Genomic DNA, 15,141 nt, shown 5'->3' on the forward strand with positions numbered 1-15,141 from the left:
ACGGCCGCCGGACCCGGCTCCCGGCATCCGACCGACCCCCGGTGGGGCGACCGTACGGATCGCCCCACCGGGGGTTTCGACGTCAGCCGATGTCCAGGGGGTCGATGCGCACCCGGACGGCCTCCGCCGCCGGGACCCCGCGTGCCAGCCGGGCCGCCTGCGCCGCCTTCAGGGCGGCCGCGAGGGCGGCTCCACTGCCCGGCGGGACCCGGACGAGGGCCCGCTCCCCGGGGGAAGGCTCCCCGCGCCGGCCCGGCAGCGGCACCGGTCCCAGGATCTCCGCGTCGGGCGGCAGCCCGGCGCCGGCCAGGAAGGCCTCCACCGCTTCGCCCCGCCCTGCCACCGCCGCCATCCGGTTGACCGGCGGGAAGCCGAGCTGGGACCGCTCCGCGAGTTCCCGCACGGCATGGCCCACCGGGTCCCACCGCACCAGCGCCTGGACGGGCCGCAGCGTCGGCTCGGCGACCACCACGACCTGGCCGTCCCCCCGGACCAATGAGGCGGCCGCGATCCAGCGCCGCAGCGCGTCCTCGCCGGCCCGCAGGTCGGGCCGGGTCAGCATGGCCCAGCCGTCGAGCAGCAGCGCGGCCGCGTACCCGGCTCCCGCGGCCACCGGTTCGGCGCCGGGGGTGCTCACCACCAGCGCCGGCCGGTCCGGGACCTCGTCCAGGACGTGGTCCCGCCCGGAAGTCCGTACGGGCACGGCCGGGAAGGCCCGCCCCAGTTCCTCGGCGGTGCGCCGGGCGCCGACCACCTGGGCTCTGAGCCGGAACGAGCCGCACTCCTCGCAGTGCCAGGACGGCTCGTCCCTCCCGCACCACCCGCACCGCAGGTCCCGCTCGTCGGGGGCCTCCAGCGGTCCCGCGCAGACGGTGCAGCGGGCGGGGGTACGGCACCGCTCGCACGCCAGCCGGGGCGCATAGCCGCGGCGCGGTACCTGCACGAGCACGGGCCCGGTCTTCAGCCCTTCCCGTACGGTCTCCCACGCCAGGCTCGGCAGGCGGGCGGCCCGGGCCGCCTCGTCGCGGGCCAGCAGTTCGTCCCCGACGGTCCGGATCCGGGGCGCGCAGGCCCGTACCGTCTCGCGGTCGGCGACCAGGGGCCTCGCCCAGCCGGACTCGACCAGCTGGGCGGCCTCGACGGTGCAGCTCGTACTGCCCGCCAGGAAGCCGCAGCCGTCATTGACGGCGCGCAGTTCCAGTACTTCCCGCACGTGCGGGAAGGGGGCGCGCTCGTCGCTGTGGCTGGAGTCGCCGTCGTCCCAGACGGCCACCAGCCCGAGGTCCCGCACGGGGGCGAACATCGCGGCCCGGGTACCGATCACGGCCCGCACGGAGCCCCGGTGCACGGCGAGCCACTGGCGGTAGCGCTTCTCGGGTCCCGAGTCGGCGGTGAGCACGGCATGCCGGCCCTCGCCCAGCAGGGCGGTCAGGGCCGCGTCCACGCGTGCGGCGGTCCGCCCGTCGGGGAGCACGGCGAGGGCCCCGCGGCCCGAGGCCAGGGTGGCGGCCATGGCGCGGGCGAGTTCGTCGGCCCAGCCGGGGCCGGGCAGTGCGGTCCACACGGCGCGCGGGGCGCCGCCGGTGGCCAGGGCGCGCAGGAAGGCGGGGCCGGCGCCGTACCGCTCCCAGCCGCCGGGCTCGGGGGCGGCGGGCGGGGGCAGCGGCTCCGGCGAGGGCTTGGCCTCGGCGCGGGCGCTCCGCGCGGGCAGGGCCAGCTGGAGCACGTCGGCGAGGCTGCCCGCGTACCGGTCGGCGACGGCCCGGGCGAGGGCCAGCATGCGGGGGCTGAGGACCACCTCGGGCGAGACGACCTGGGCGAGGGCGGCCAGTGCTCCGTTGTAGTCGGATTCGGCGCGGCGCTCGACGATGAACCCGTCGATGAGGTTGCCGCCCTCGCGGCGGCCGCTGTGCACCTGGTGGGAGCCGGCGCCGAAGCGGACGCGGACGCGGACGCCGGGCTGGGCGGCCTCGGAGAGCTCGGCGGGCACAGCGTAGTCGAAGGTCCGGTCGAGGTGGAGCACGCCCTTGTTCACGAGGACCCGGGCGACGGGCAGTTCCTCGGCCAGGGCGGCCCCCCGCCAGGTGCGCGGCTTGGCCTTGGGCGCCTTGGCCTTCGCCTCGGCGACCATCTCCCGGATCAGTGCGAGCTGCTCCGGCTGGGACTCGTTCGCGCTGCTCACATCAGCATTCTTACCAAATGGCACCGACAGCGGCGGGTGCGGTGCATGCGCCCTCCCGAGATCGGGCCGGGCGGCGGCGGGTCCTGCGTTCCTTCGACACGGGGTTCGCACCCCGCTCCAGATGAAGCCGTCACCCCTCGCACCGGGAGGGCGGCGCCAGCCTATCCGCGCGGGACGGGCCGCACCAACGCAATTCGGCCCCGGACCTGGGGTCCGGGGCCGTCTCGCTACGGGTGATTACAGACCGGCGGCCGCGCGCAGCGCGTCCACGCGGTCGGTGCGCTCCCAGGTGAAGTCCGGCAGCTCACGGCCGAAGTGGCCGTAGGCGGCGGTCTGGGCGTAGATCGGGCGCAGCAGGTCGAGGTCGCGGATGATCGCGGCCGGGCGCAGGTCGAAGACCTCGCCGATCGCGTCCTCGATCTTCTGGACCTCCACCTTGGCGGTGCCGAAGGTCTCGACGAACAGACCGACGGGCTCGGCCTTGCCGATGGCGTATGCGACCTGGACCTCGCAGCGCGAGGCGAGACCGGCGGCGACCACGTTCTTGGCGACCCAGCGCATGGCGTAGGCGGCGGAGCGGTCGACCTTCGACGGGTCCTTGCCGGAGAAGGCGCCGCCACCGTGGCGGGCCATGCCGCCGTAGGTGTCGATGATGATCTTGCGGCCGGTGAGGCCGGCGTCGCCCATCGGGCCGCCGATCTCGAAGCGGCCGGTCGGGTTCACCAGGAGGCGGTAGCCCTCCGTGTCGAGCTTGATGCCGTCCTCGACGAGCTGGGCCAGGACGTGCTCGACGACGAACTCGCGAATGTCGGGAGCGAGCAGCGAGTCGAGGTCGATGTCCGAGGCGTGCTGCGAGGAGACCACGACGGTGTCCAGGCGCACGGCCTTGTCGCCGTCGTACTCGATGGTGACCTGGGTCTTGCCGTCGGGGCGCAGGTACGGGATGGTCCCGTTCTTGCGGACCTCGGAGAGCCGCTTGGAGAGCCGGTGAGCGATGTGGATCGGCAGCGGCATGAGCTCGGGGGTCTCGTCGCAGGCGTAGCCGAACATCAGGCCCTGGTCGCCGGCGCCCTGCTTGTCGAGCTCGTCCTCGTCGCCCTCGACGCGCTTCTCGTAGGCGGTGTCGACGCCCTGCGCGATGTCCGGGGACTGCGCACCGATGGACACCGACACGCCGCAGGAGGCGCCGTCGAAGCCCTTCTTCGAGGAGTCGTAGCCGATTTCGAGGATCTTCTCGCGCACGAGCTGGGCGATCGGCGCGTAGGCCTTCGTCGTCACCTCGCCCGCGATGTGCACGAGACCGGTCGTGATGAGGGTCTCCACGGCGACGCGCGAGGTCGGGTCCTCGGTGAGGAGCGCATCGAGGATCGTGTCGCTGATCTGGTCAGCGATCTTGTCGGGGTGGCCCTCGGTGACGGACTCCGAGGTGAAGAGACGACGGGACACAACGCTCCCTGGGGGTTGCAGCGGCTGCTGGCTGATCATTTGTCGGAACCACATCGGGGGCTGCGCCCGATCACGTTCCGGATGCAGTTTATCGGTCGCCACCGTTTCCGGGACCACCCGTCTCGCCTTATGGGAGCCGTGTGACCTGCGGCACTCACATTCTTACGTACGGATGTGACCAGGAGAAGGGGAATCGGCCCAGGCGCGTCGCACTACAGTCGGACCGCCACCTGGTCCCAGATCACCTCGGCCAGCGCCTCCTTCGGACCGTAGGGAACTGGTGTTTCCGACCCGTCGGAGGCCAGGACAACCGCCTCGTTCTCCTCGGAACCAAAGGTGCGAGATTCTCCGACCTCGTTCACGACGAGAAGATCACACCCCTTGCGCGCGAGCTTGGCCCGACCGTTCGCGAGGACGTCGTCGGTCTCCGCGGCGAACCCCACCACGACCTGCCCGACCCGGGCCCGGTCGGCCGAGATCTCCGCAAGAACGTCCGGATTGCGCACGAGCGCGACCGGCGCCGGGTCCTGGCCGTCCTTCTTCTTGATCTTCCCGCCCGCGTACTCGGCCGGCCGGAAGTCGGCCACGGCCGCGGCCATCACCACGGCGTCGGCGTCCGCGGCCGCCTTGAGCACGGCCTCCCGCAGCTGCACGGCGGTTCCCACGCGTACGACGTCCACCCCCGCCGGGTCGGCCAGCGCCGTGTTGGCCGCGACCAGGGTGACCCGGGCGCCGCGGGCGACGGCGGTGCGGGCGAGGGCGTAGCCCTGCTTGCCGGAGGAGCGGTTGCCGAGGAACCGGACGGGGTCCAGGGGCTCCCGCGTGCCGCCCGCGCTGATGACCACGTGCCGACCGGCGAGGTCCGGCTCGGTCACCCCGCGGGCCAGGACCCTGCGGCAGACCTCGAAGATCTCCTCGGGGTCGGGGAGCCGCCCCTTGCCGGTGTCCTTGCCGGTGAGCCGGCCGACGGCCGGCTCGATGACGAGGGCGCCGCGCCGGCGCAACGTGGCCACGTTCTCCTGGGTGGCGGGGTGCTCCCACATCTCGGTGTGCATCGCGGGGGCGAAGACCACCGGGCAGCGGGCGGTGAGCAGGGTGTTCGTGAGCAGGTCGTCGGCCAGCCCGTGGGCGGCCTTGGCCAGCAGGTCGGCGGTGGCCGGGGCGACGACGACGAGGTCGGCGGACTGCCCGATGCGCACGTGCGGCACCTCGTGGACGGATTCCCACACCTCGGTGGAGGCCGGGTTCCCGGAGAGGGCCGACCAGGTGGCCTCCCCCACGAAGTTCAGGGAGGCCGCGGTGGGCACCACCCGCACGTCGTGGCCGGACTCGGTCAGCCGGCGGAGCAGCTCGCACGCCTTGTAGGCGGCGATCCCGCCACTGACTCCCAGTACGACCTTCGGCTTATCCACCATGCACTTCCCTTCGGCGCGTCCGACGTGTCCGACGCGTTCGGCTCTGATCGACGTCGTACCCACCCATGACACACCACAGGCCCGGCAGATGTTCTGCCGGGCCTGTGGTGAAAGGACTTCTGGTGCCTTACTGAGCCGGGGCCTCGATGGCCTCGGAGGTCAGCAGACCCGCGTTGATCTCGCGCAGCGCGATCGAAAGCGGCTTCTCGTGGACGTGGGTGTCCACCAGCGGGCCGACGTACTCGAGCAGGCCCTCACCGAGCTGCGAGTAGTACGCGTTGATCTGACGCGCACGCTTGGCCGCGTAGATCACGAGGCTGTACTTCGAGTCCGTGGCCTCGAGCAGCTCGTCGATCGGCGGGTTGATGATGCCCTCGGGCGCAGTGATGGAAGAGGACACGCTCTACCTTCCGAAGATGGGTGAAAGATGGGGCCGCCCTGGAATCGATCGACGGAAAAGCATCGATCAACGATCAGACAACTGCCATCAAGGCTAGCAGCTCACGCGCCACGTCCTCGACGGAGGTGTTGACCAGGGTGGTGTCGAACTCGGACTCGGCAGCGAGCTCGATCTTGGCGGCGGCCAGCCGGCGCTCGATGACCTCGGCCGATTCCGTGCCCCGACCGGTCAGCCGGCGGACCAGCTCGTCCCAGCTGGGGGGTGCCAGGAAGACCAGCTGGGCGTCGGGCTTGGACTCGCGGACGAGCCGTGCGCCCTGGAGATCGATCTCCAGCAGCACCGGCTCGCCGTTGTCCAGGCGTTCCAGCACCGCGCCGCGGGGAGTGCCGTAGCGGTTGCCCGCGAACTCGGCCCACTCCAGCAGCTCGCCGTTGGCGATCAGCTTGTCGAACTCGTCGTCATTGACGAAGAAGTAGTGGACTCCGTGTCGCTCACCGGGCCGCGGCTTGCGGGTGGTGGCCGACACCGAGAGCCATACCTCGGGGTGAACCTTGCGCATATGCGCGACGACCGTGCTCTTGCCGACCCCTGAAGGGCCGGAGAGCACGGTCAGCCGCGGACGAACCTCTGCTGCCATAGAGCGATTATCCAGGTTCTCAGGACTGCCTGAGAACGCCGGGAGAACTTCAGTCGACGCCTCAGGCGCCGGTGCTGCCGAACTCGCGCTCCAGAGAGGCGATCTGGTTGGAACCGAGACCTCGGACACGCCGGGACTCGGAGATGCCGAGACGCTCCATGATCTGCTTGGCGCGCACCTTGCCCACGCCAGGCAGAGACTCCAGCAGGGCGGAGACCTTCATCTTGCCGATGACGTCGTTCTCCTGGCCCGTCTTGATGACCTCTTGGAGCGAGGCGCCGGAGTGCTTGAGTCGATTCTTCACCTCGGCCCGCTCCCGGCGAGCCGCGGCGGCCTTTTCGAGCGCGGCTGCGCGCTGTTCAGGGGTAAGGGGCGGAAGAGCCACGCCTACGTCACCTCGGATGTCGAACTGTCGGATACGGACCGGTGGGTAACCCAAAGGGCACCCCACCAGGCGAGCTCCCGAACAGCGATGGAACTCGTTCGCTGCGCGTTCACTCTGGTCGGAGACTAGCGGCCAACAACGCTCCAGTCAGCGAGAACGGACGAAAAGTCCTGGTCAGCCTCCACTGAACCGTACATCACGGACAAAATACCCCGGTTTTGTCCGATGAAGAGCGTTCGAGTTTCGCCAAGAAATGCGAGAGGCCCTGCCGCGGAGGTGCGGCAGGGCTTCCGGGGTGAGCGAATTACGCGGAGACGGCCTCGTGGATCTCGTCGGCGAAGCGCCGCGCCGAGTCGCGCAGGGCGCTCACGTCCGGACCGTGCTTCAGGACGCCCCGGGACACGTTCGGGACGACGTTGCGCACGGCCTTGCCGAAGACGCCCGGCAGATCCGCCGCCGTCGCGCCCTGCGCGCCGATGCCGGGGGCCAGCAGCGGACCGTTGATGTCCAGGTCGAAGGTGGACAGGTCGCCCAGCGTGGCACCGACCACCGCGCCGAAGGAGCCCATGGGGGCCGCGTCCGCGTTCTCCGCCGCCAGGTGCGCCAGCATCGTCGCGCCGATCGTGCGGCCGTCCTCGCGGACCGCCCGCTGGACCTCGGCGCCCTCCGGGTTCGAGGTCAGCGCCAGGACGAACAGACCCGCGCCCGACTCCCGGGCCAGGTCCACGGCCGGCTTCAGCGAGCCGTAGCCCAGGTACGGAGAGACCGTCAGCGCGTCCGAGAACAGCGGCGAGGCCGGGTCCAGGAAGGCCGAGGCGTACGCCGCCATGGTGGAGCCGATGTCGCCGCGCTTCGCGTCCATGACCACCAGCGTCCCGGCCGCCCGGGCGTCCGCGACGGTCTTCTCCAGGACGGCCACGCCCTTCGAGCCGAACCGCTCGAAGAAGGCCGCCTGCGGCTTGAAGACCGCCACCGACTCGGCGAGCGCCTCGACGACCGTACGGGAGAACCGCTCCAGGCCCGCGATGTCGTCCTGCAGGCCCCACTGCGCCAGCAGGGCGGCGTGCGGGTCGATGCCCACGCACAGCGGGCCCCGGGAGTCCATCGCCGCGCGCAGGCGCGTGCCGAAGGGGGTCACAGTCACTTGGTGGCCTTTCGGGTCTCTGCGCCCACCGCTTCGGCGAGGGTCGCGTACGGGCTGTTGGCCAGGCGCGCGGCGAGGCCCTTGTGGATGGCGCGGGCGTAGAACGGGCCCTCGTAGATGAAGGCGCTGTAGCCCTGGATCAGCGTGGCACCGGCCAGGATCCGCTGCCAGGCGTCCTCGGCGTTCTCGATGCCGCCGACCCCGACCAGGACCAGGCGGTCCCCCACCCGGGCGTACAGGCGGCGCAGGACCTCCAGGGAGCGCTCCTTGACGGGGGCGCCGGAGAGCCCGCCGGTCTCCTTCACGAGGGAGGGGGAGGACTTCAGGCCCAGGCCCTCGCGGGCGATGGTGGTGTTCGTCGCGATGATGCCGTCGAGGCCCAGCTCCAGGGCCAGGTCGGCGACCGCGTCGACGTCCTCGTCCGCCAGGTCGGGGGCGATCTTGACCAGCAGCGGCACCCGGCGGTCGGTCACCGTGCGGTCCGCGGCCTCGCGCACGGCCGTCAGCAGCGGGCGCAGCGACTCGGTGGCCTGGAGGTTGCGCAGGCCGGGGGTGTTCGGCGAGGAGACGTTCACGACGAGGTAGTCGGCGTGCCGGGCGAGGCGCTCGGTGGAGGCGACGTAGTCCCCCACGGCCTCCTCCTCGGGCACGACCTTCGTCTTGCCGATGTTGACGCCCACGACGGTCCTGAAGACCGCCTCACGGGCCGCCAGGCGGGCCGCCACGGCCGCCGAGCCCTCGTTGTTGAAGCCCATCCGGTTGATCAGCGCGCGGTCCGGCACGAGGCGGAAGAGCCGCTTCTTGGGGTTGCCGGGCTGCGGCTCGGCCGTGACCGTGCCGATCTCGATGTGGTCGAAGCCGAGCATCGACATGCCGTCGATGGCGACGGCGTTCTTGTCGAAGCCCGCGGCGAGGCCGAAGGGGCCGTGCATGCGCAGGCCGAGGGCCTCGGTGCGGAGCTCCTCGTAGCGCGGGGCCAGGGCGGCCGCGACGAAGGTGCGCAGCACGGGGGTGCGGGCGGCGAGGCGGATCCAGCGGAAGGCCAGGTAGTGGGCCTGCTCCGGGTCCATCCGCTTGAAGACCAGGTTGAAGAAGGTTTTGTACATCGTCGGAAAATCCCTCTGCGCTCGTGAAGAGGGGGACACCCGTCGTGAAACCGGTGTCCCCCTCCCCGTGTCCGGGCTTACGGCCTGCGTCAGTCGCGGGCTGCGGTCAGGTGCTCCGCGTGCTCCTGGAGGGAGCGGACGCCCACGTCGCCGCGGTTGAGCGCGTCGATGCCCTGGACGGCGGCGGCGAGCGCCTGGACCGTGGTCAGGCAGGGGACGCTGCGGGCGACGGCCGCCGTGCGGATCTCGTAGCCGTCGAGGCGGCCGCCGGTGCCGTACGGGGTGTTGACGATCAGGTCGACCTGGCCGTCGTGGATCAGCTGGACGATGGTCTTCTCGCCGTTCGGGCCCTCGCCCTCGCTGAGCTTGCGCACCACGGTGGCGTTGATGCCGTTGCGGCGCAGCACCTCGGCGGTGCCGGAGGTGGCCATCAGCTCGAAGCCGTGGGCGACGAGCTCGCGCGCCGGGAAGATCATCGAGCGCTTGTCGCGGTTGGCGACGGAGATGAAGGCGCGGCCCTTGGTGGGCAGCGGGCCGTAGGCGCCCGCCTGCGACTTGGCGTAGGCGGTGCCGAAGACGGCGTCGATGCCCATGACCTCGCCGGTGGAGCGCATCTCGGGGCCGAGGACGGTGTCCACACCGCGGCCGTGGATGTCGCGGAAGCGCGACCACGGCATGACGGCCTCCTTGACGGAGATCGGCGCGTCGATCGGCAGGGTGCCGCCGTCGCCGGTCTTCGGCAGCAGGCCCTCGACGCGCAGCTCGGCGATGGTGGTGCCGAGCGAGATGCGGGCGGCGGCCTTCGCGAGCGGAACGGCGGTGGCCTTCGAGGTGAAGGGGACGGTCCGGGAGGCGCGCGGGTTGGCTTCCAGGACGTAGAGGATGTCCCCCGCCATCGCGAACTGGATGTTGATCAGGCCGCGGACGCCGACGCCCTTGGCGATGGCCTCGGTGGAGGCGCGCAGGCGCTTGATGTCGTAGCCGCCGAGGGTGATCGGGGGCAGGGCGCAGGCGGAGTCACCGGAGTGGATCCCGGCTTCCTCGATGTGCTCCATGACGCCGCCGAGGTAGAGCTCGTGGCCGTCGTAGAGGGCGTCGACGTCGATCTCGATCGCGTCGTCGAGGAAGCGGTCGACCAGCACGGGGCGGGTCGGGGAGATCTCGGTGGACTCGGCGATGTACGACTCGAGGCGGGCCTCGTCGTAGACGATCTCCATGCCGCGGCCGCCGAGCACGTAGGACGGGCGGACCAGGACCGGGTAGCCGATCTCGTCGGCGATGGCCTTCGCACCCGTGAAGGTGGTGGCGGTGCCGTGCTTGGGGGCCGGGAGGCCCGCCTCGGCCAGGACCTGGCCGAAGGCGCCGCGGTCCTCGGCGGCGTGGATGGCCTCCGGGGAGGTGCCGACGACGGGGACGCCGTTGTCCTTGAGGGCCTGGGCGAGGCCCAGCGGGGTCTGGCCGCCCAGCTGGACGATGACACCGGCGACGGGGCCGGCCAGCGACTCGGCGTGGACGATCTCCAGCACGTCCTCGAGCGTGAGCGGCTCGAAGTACAGGCGGTCGGAGGTGTCGTAGTCGGTGGAGACGGTCTCCGGGTTGCAGTTGACCATCACGGTCTCGTAGCCGGCGTCGCTGAGGGCGAAGGAGGCGTGGACGCAGGAGTAGTCGAACTCGATGCCCTGGCCGATGCGGTTCGGGCCGGAGCCCAGGATGATCACCGCGGGCTTGGTGCGGGGCGCGACCTCGGACTCCTCGTCGTACGAGGAGTAGAAGTACGGGGTCTTCGCGGCGAACTCGGCGGCGCAGGTGTCGACCGTCTTGTAGACCGGGCGGACGCCCAGGGCGTGCCGGACCTCGCGGACGACGTCCTCGCGCAGACCGCGGATCTCGGCGATCTGGGCGTCGGAGAAGCCGTGGCGCTTGGCCTCGGCGAGCAGCTCGGGGTCGAGCTTCTCGGCGGCGGCGAGCTCGTCCGCGATCTCCTTGATGAGGAAGAGCTGGTCGACGAACCAGGGGTCGATCTTCGTGAACTCGAAGACCTCTTCCTGGGTGGCGCCGGCGCGGATGGCCTGCATGACGGTGTTGATGCGGCCGTCGGTCGGGCGGACCGCGGTGCGCAGCAGCTCGTCCTTGTCGCCGGTGGGGCCGACGAAGGTGAACTGCGAGCCCTTCTTCTCCAGGGAGCGCAGGGCCTTCTGGAGGGCCTCGGTGAAGTTGCGGCCGATGGCCATGGCCTCGCCGACCGACTTCATGGTGGTGGTGAGGGTGGCGTCGGCCAGCGGGAACTTCTCGAAGGCGAAGCGCGGGGCCTTGACGACGACGTAGTCGAGGGACGGCTCGAAGGAGGCCGGGGTCTTCTCGGTGATGTCGTTGGGGACCTCGTCGAGCGTGTAGCCGATGGCCAGCTTGGCGGCGATCTTGGCGATCGGGAAGCCGGTGGCCTTCGACGCGAGCGCCGAGGAGCGGGAGACGCGCGGGTTCATCTCGATGACAATGACGCGGCCGTCGACCGGGTCGATCGCGAACTGGATGTTGCAGCCGCCGGTGTCGACGCCGACCTCGCGGATGATCGCGATGCCGATGTCGCGCAGCCGCTGGTACTCGCGGTCGGTCAGCGTCATCGCCGGGGCGACGGTGATCGAGTCGCCGGTGTGGACGCCCATCGGGTCGAAGTTCTCGATGGAGCAGACGACGACCACGTTGTCCTTGGTGTCGCGCATCAGCTCCAGCTCGTACTCCTTCCAGCCGAGGATGGACTCCTCCAGGAGCACCTCGGTGGTCGGGGAGAGCGTCAGGCCCTGGCCGGCGATGCGGCGCAGCTCCTCCTCGTCGTGGGCGAAGCCGGAGCCGGCGCCGCCCATGGTGAAGGAGGGGCGCACGACGACGGGGTAGCCGCCGAGGGTGTCGACGCCCTTGATGACGTCGTCCATCGAGTGGCAGATGACCGAGCGGGCGGACTCGCCGTATCCGATCTTGGCCTTGACGGCCTCGACGACGCCCTTGAAGAGCTCGCGGTCCTCGCCCTTGTTGATGGCCTCGACGTTGGCGCCGATGAGCTCGACGCCGTACTTCTCCAGCACACCCTGCTCGTGCATGGAGATGGCGGTGTTGAGCGCGGTCTGGCCGCCGAGGGTCGGGAGCAGCGCGTCGGGGCGCTCCTTCGCGATGATCTTCTCGACGAACTCGGGGGTGATCGGCTCGACGTACGTGGCGTCGGCGATCTCCGGGTCGGTCATGATCGTCGCGGGGTTGGAGTTGACCAGGATGACCCGCAGGCCCTCGGCCTTGAGGATGCGGCAGGCCTGGGTGCCGGAGTAGTCGAACTCGGCGGCCTGTCCGATGACGATCGGGCCGGAGCCGATGACCAGGACGGACTGGATATCGGTGCGCTTAGGCACGCTCGGCCTCCATCAGGGCGGTTTCCATCAAAGACGTGAAGCGGTCGAAGAGGTACGCGGCGTCGTGCGGGCCGGCAGCCGCCTCGGGGTGGTACTGGACGCTGAAGGCCGGCTGGTCGAGCAGCTGGAGGCCTTCGACGACGTTGTCGTTCAGGCAGACGTGGGAGACCTCGGCGCGGCCGTAGGCGGTCTCGGAGACCTTGTCGAGGGGCGCGTCGACGGCGAAGCCGTGGTTGTGCGCGGTGATCTCGACCTTGCCGGTGGTGCGGTCCTGGACCGGCTGGTTGATGCCGCGGTGGCCGTACTTCAGCTTGTAGGTGCCGAAGCCGAGCGCGCGGCCCAGGATCTGGTTGCCGAAGCAGATGCCGAAGAGCGGGGTCTTGCGGGCGAGCACGCCCTGCATGACGGAGACCGCGTGGTCGGCGGTGGCCGGGTCGCCCGGGCCGTTGGAGAAGAACACGCCGTCGGGGTCGACCGCGTACACGTCCTCGACGGTGGCGGTGGCGGGCAGCACGTGCACCTCGATGCCGCGCTCGGCCATCCGGTGCGGGGTCATGCCCTTGATGCCGAGGTCGACGGCGACGACGGTGAAGCGCTTCTCGCCGATCGCGGGGACGACGTACGCCTCCTTGGTGGCGACCTCGGCGGAGAGGTTCGCGCCCTTCATCTGAGGCTGCGACTTGACCTTGGCCAGCAGGGCCTCGTCGCGGATGCCGACCCAGGCCTCGCCGGAGAAGATGCCGACGCGCATGGCGCCGCGCTCGCGCAGGTGGCGGGTCAGGGCGCGGGTGTCGATGCCGGAGATCCCGACGACGCCCTGCTTGACGAGTTCCTCGTCAAGCGAGCGCTGCGAGCGCCAGTTGGACGGGACGCGGGCGGGGTCGCGTACGACGTAGCCGGCCACCCAGATACGGGAGGACTCGGGGTCCTCGTCGTTGACTCCGGTGTTGCCCACGTGCGGGGCGGTCATCACGACGACCTGCCGGTGGTACGACGGGTCGGTGAGGGTCTCCTGGTAGCCGGTCATGCCGGTGGAGAACACGGCCTCGCCGAAGGTCTCCCCCACAGCGCCGTAGGCGCGGCCGCGGAAGATCCGACCGTCCTCCAGGACGAGTACGGCGGGAGCTTTGGCTGCTCCCCTGGTGGAGGTCGTCATCGTTCGGCGCCTTCCGTCGTGATGGATGAGTTCTGTGTGGTCAGCGTGCTGATGCTCTCGACCCAGGCGGCGTGTTCGGCCGCGCGGTCGGAGCGGAATCCGGAGTCGATCAACTTGTCGCCGTGCGCCCAGGTGACGATGAGCAGCCCGCCCTCGGTGAGTACCTTGCCCGCGATTCCCTTGTCGAGGCGGGCGCCGCGCAGCTGCGCGGCCGGTACGAAGAAGTCGTTGGCCCCCGGTCGGACCACGTCGAGGCCCGCGTCGGTGAGCGTGAGCTCGACCCGGCTGCGCAGCCCCAGACCGTGGGCGACGATGCGGTCGAGCCACTGTCCGGCGGTGGTGGAGCCGTGGTACCGGCCGGTCAGCGCCAGCCGGTGCTCGGGGAGACCGTCGGGTGCGGCGGGCAGCTCCGGCAGATCGTTCTGCAGAGCGCCGCGCCATTTCCAGCCCTGCCGCATCAGCCAGTACACGAACGCGATGAAGACGACCAGGCCGATCACCCACGCGATGCGGGCGCCGAGGCTGGTCACCTCCGCCGACTGTCGTTCGGCGGCCTCGGCGGCCAGTTGGATTACTGCAGGTGTCACGCCAGTTTCCCGTCCACGACCGTTGCCCGGCCCCGCAGGAAGGTATGAGTGACGCGCCCCGGCAGCTCACGGCCCTCGTAAGGCGTGTTGCGGCTGCGGGAGGCGAAGTGTGCGGGGTCCACGACACCACGGTACGAGGTATCGACCAAGGTCAGGTTCGCGGGTTCACCTGCCGAGACGGGGCGGCCGTGGTTGTCCAGGCTGCCGATGCGCGCCGGGGCGAAGGACATCCGCTCGGCGACGCCCGCCCAGTCGAGCAGTCCGGTCTCCACCATCGTCTGCTGGACGACGGAGAGCGCGGTCTCCAGGCCGACCATGCCCATGGCGGCGGCGGCCCACTCGCAGTCCTTGTCCTCGTGCGGGTGCGGGGCGTGATCGGTGGCAACGATGTCGATCGTGCCGTCGGCGAGCGCCTCGCGCAGGGCCAGCACGTCGCGCTCGGTGCGCAGCGGCGGGTTGACCTTGTAGACCGCGTTGTACGAGCGCACGAGCTCCTCGGTGAGGAGGAGGTGGTGCGGGGTGACCTCGGCGGTGACGTCGATGCCGCGGGCCTTGGCCCAGCGGACGATCTCGACGGAGCCGGCGGTGGAGAGGTGGCAGATGTGGACGCGGGAGCCGACGTGCTCGGCGAGCAGGACGTCGCGGGCGATGATCGACTCCTCGGCGACGGCCGGCCAGCCGCCGAGACCGAGTTCGGCGGAGACGATGCCCTCGTTCATCTGGGCGCCCTCGGTGAGGCGGGGCTCCTGGGCGTGCTGGGCGACGACGCCGCCGAAGGCCTTCACGTACTCCAGGGCGCGGCGCATGATCACGGCGTCGTCCACGCACTTGCCGTCGTCGGAGAAGACGGTGACGCGGGCGGCGGACTCGTGCATGGCGCCGAGCTCGGAGAGCTGCTTGCCCTCCAGGCCGACCGTGACGGCGCCGATGGGCTGCACGTCGCAGTAGCCGGACTCCTTGCCCAGGCGCCAGACCTGCTCGACGACGCCGGCGGTGTCGGCGACCGGGAAGGTGTTCGCCATGGCGAACACCGCGGTGTAGCCGCCGGAGGCGGCGGCGCGGGTGCCGGTGAGCACGGTCTCGGAGTCCTCGCGGCCGGGCTCGCGCAGGTGGGTGTGCAGGTCGACAAGGCCGGGGAGGAGGACCTGGCCCTCGGCCTCGATGACGGTCGCGCCCTCGGCGGAGAGGTTCCGGCCGACCTCGGCGATGGTCTCGCCGTCGATCAGGACGTCCTGCGCCTCGCCGCCGAGTACCTTCGCGCCACGGATAAGGATCTTGCTCATGG

Annotated in this window: 12 protein-coding genes; all 12 read right to left on the minus strand. The window is 71.0% G+C overall.

Going from position 1 to position 15,141, the window contains the following annotated elements; genetic code table 11:
• Window positions 1–82: 82 nt before the first annotated feature.
• Complete coding sequence (locus IE257_RS27755; protein WP_268251441.1) at window positions 83–2,182, minus strand: primosomal protein N'; 2,100 nt, start codon at window positions 2,180–2,182, stop codon at window positions 83–85.
• Window positions 2,183–2,419: 237 nt separating this feature from the next.
• On the minus strand, window positions 2,420–3,628 hold the full coding sequence (metK, locus tag IE257_RS27760; RefSeq protein ID WP_189972632.1) for a methionine adenosyltransferase: 1,209 nt from the start codon (window positions 3,626–3,628) through the stop codon (window positions 2,420–2,422).
• 212 nt (window positions 3,629–3,840) lie between these two features.
• Window positions 3,841–5,040, minus strand: coding sequence for a bifunctional phosphopantothenoylcysteine decarboxylase/phosphopantothenate--cysteine ligase CoaBC (coaBC, locus tag IE257_RS27765; RefSeq protein WP_189972738.1), 1,200 nt, complete (start codon window positions 5,038–5,040; stop codon window positions 3,841–3,843).
• A 130-nt stretch (window positions 5,041–5,170) separates the two neighbouring features.
• Window positions 5,171–5,443 (minus strand): DNA-directed RNA polymerase subunit omega, encoded by a 273-nt coding sequence (gene rpoZ / locus IE257_RS27770; RefSeq protein WP_004948662.1) that lies wholly within the window; start codon window positions 5,441–5,443, stop codon window positions 5,171–5,173.
• Window positions 5,444–5,516: 73 nt separating this feature from the next.
• Window positions 5,517–6,080, minus strand: coding sequence for a guanylate kinase (gene gmk / locus IE257_RS27775; protein WP_030008745.1), 564 nt, complete (start codon window positions 6,078–6,080; stop codon window positions 5,517–5,519).
• A 61-nt stretch (window positions 6,081–6,141) separates the two neighbouring features.
• A complete protein-coding gene (locus IE257_RS27780) occupies window positions 6,142–6,465 on the minus strand; it encodes an integration host factor (RefSeq protein ID WP_030008746.1) in 324 nt (107 codons plus the stop codon).
• A 304-nt stretch (window positions 6,466–6,769) separates the two neighbouring features.
• Complete coding sequence (gene pyrF / locus IE257_RS27785; protein WP_268251442.1) at window positions 6,770–7,609, minus strand: orotidine-5'-phosphate decarboxylase; 840 nt, start codon at window positions 7,607–7,609, stop codon at window positions 6,770–6,772.
• The gene (locus IE257_RS27790; RefSeq protein WP_189972633.1) at window positions 7,606–8,715 is read right to left on the minus strand and encodes a quinone-dependent dihydroorotate dehydrogenase; all 1,110 of its coding nucleotides are present in this window, start codon (window positions 8,713–8,715) and stop codon (window positions 7,606–7,608) included. The genes pyrF and IE257_RS27790 overlap by 4 nt, the downstream gene beginning before the upstream one ends.
• A gap of 89 nt (window positions 8,716–8,804) precedes the next feature.
• The gene (gene carB, locus IE257_RS27795) at window positions 8,805–12,113 is read right to left on the minus strand and encodes a carbamoyl-phosphate synthase large subunit (protein WP_189972634.1); all 3,309 of its coding nucleotides are present in this window, start codon (window positions 12,111–12,113) and stop codon (window positions 8,805–8,807) included.
• Entirely contained in the window at window positions 12,106–13,269 is a 1,164-nt protein-coding gene (gene carA / locus IE257_RS27800; RefSeq protein WP_189972635.1) for a glutamine-hydrolyzing carbamoyl-phosphate synthase small subunit, read from the minus strand. Before carA ends, carB begins: the two co-directional genes overlap by 8 nt.
• A complete protein-coding gene (locus IE257_RS27805; RefSeq protein ID WP_189972636.1) occupies window positions 13,266–13,856 on the minus strand; it encodes a PH-like domain-containing protein in 591 nt (196 codons plus the stop codon). The genes carA and IE257_RS27805 overlap by 4 nt, the downstream gene beginning before the upstream one ends.
• Window positions 13,853–15,139 carry a dihydroorotase gene (locus IE257_RS27810; protein WP_189972637.1) on the minus strand — a complete coding sequence of 429 codons (1,287 nt, stop codon included), beginning with the start codon at window positions 15,137–15,139 and terminating at the stop codon, window positions 13,853–13,855. The genes IE257_RS27805 and IE257_RS27810 overlap by 4 nt, the downstream gene beginning before the upstream one ends.
• Window positions 15,140–15,141 lie beyond the last annotated feature (2 nt).

Origin of the sequence: Streptomyces avidinii (genome assembly GCF_014650695.1) — a bacterium.
Taxonomy (GTDB): Bacteria; Actinomycetota; Actinomycetes; order Streptomycetales; family Streptomycetaceae; genus Streptomyces; species Streptomyces avidinii.

Coding starts and splice junctions, on each gene's coding strand:
- gmk (WP_030008745.1), bottom strand. CDS start 6,080: ATGGCAGCAGAGGTTCGTCCGCGGCTGACCGTGCTCTCCGGCCCTTCA.
- IE257_RS27790 (WP_189972633.1), bottom strand. CDS start 8,715: ATGTACAAAACCTTCTTCAACCTGGTCTTCAAGCGGATGGACCCGGAG.
- carA (WP_189972635.1), bottom strand. CDS start 13,269: ATGACGACCTCCACCAGGGGAGCAGCCAAAGCTCCCGCCGTACTCGTC.
- IE257_RS27810 (WP_189972637.1), bottom strand. CDS start 15,139: ATGAGCAAGATCCTTATCCGTGGCGCGAAGGTACTCGGCGGCGAGGCG.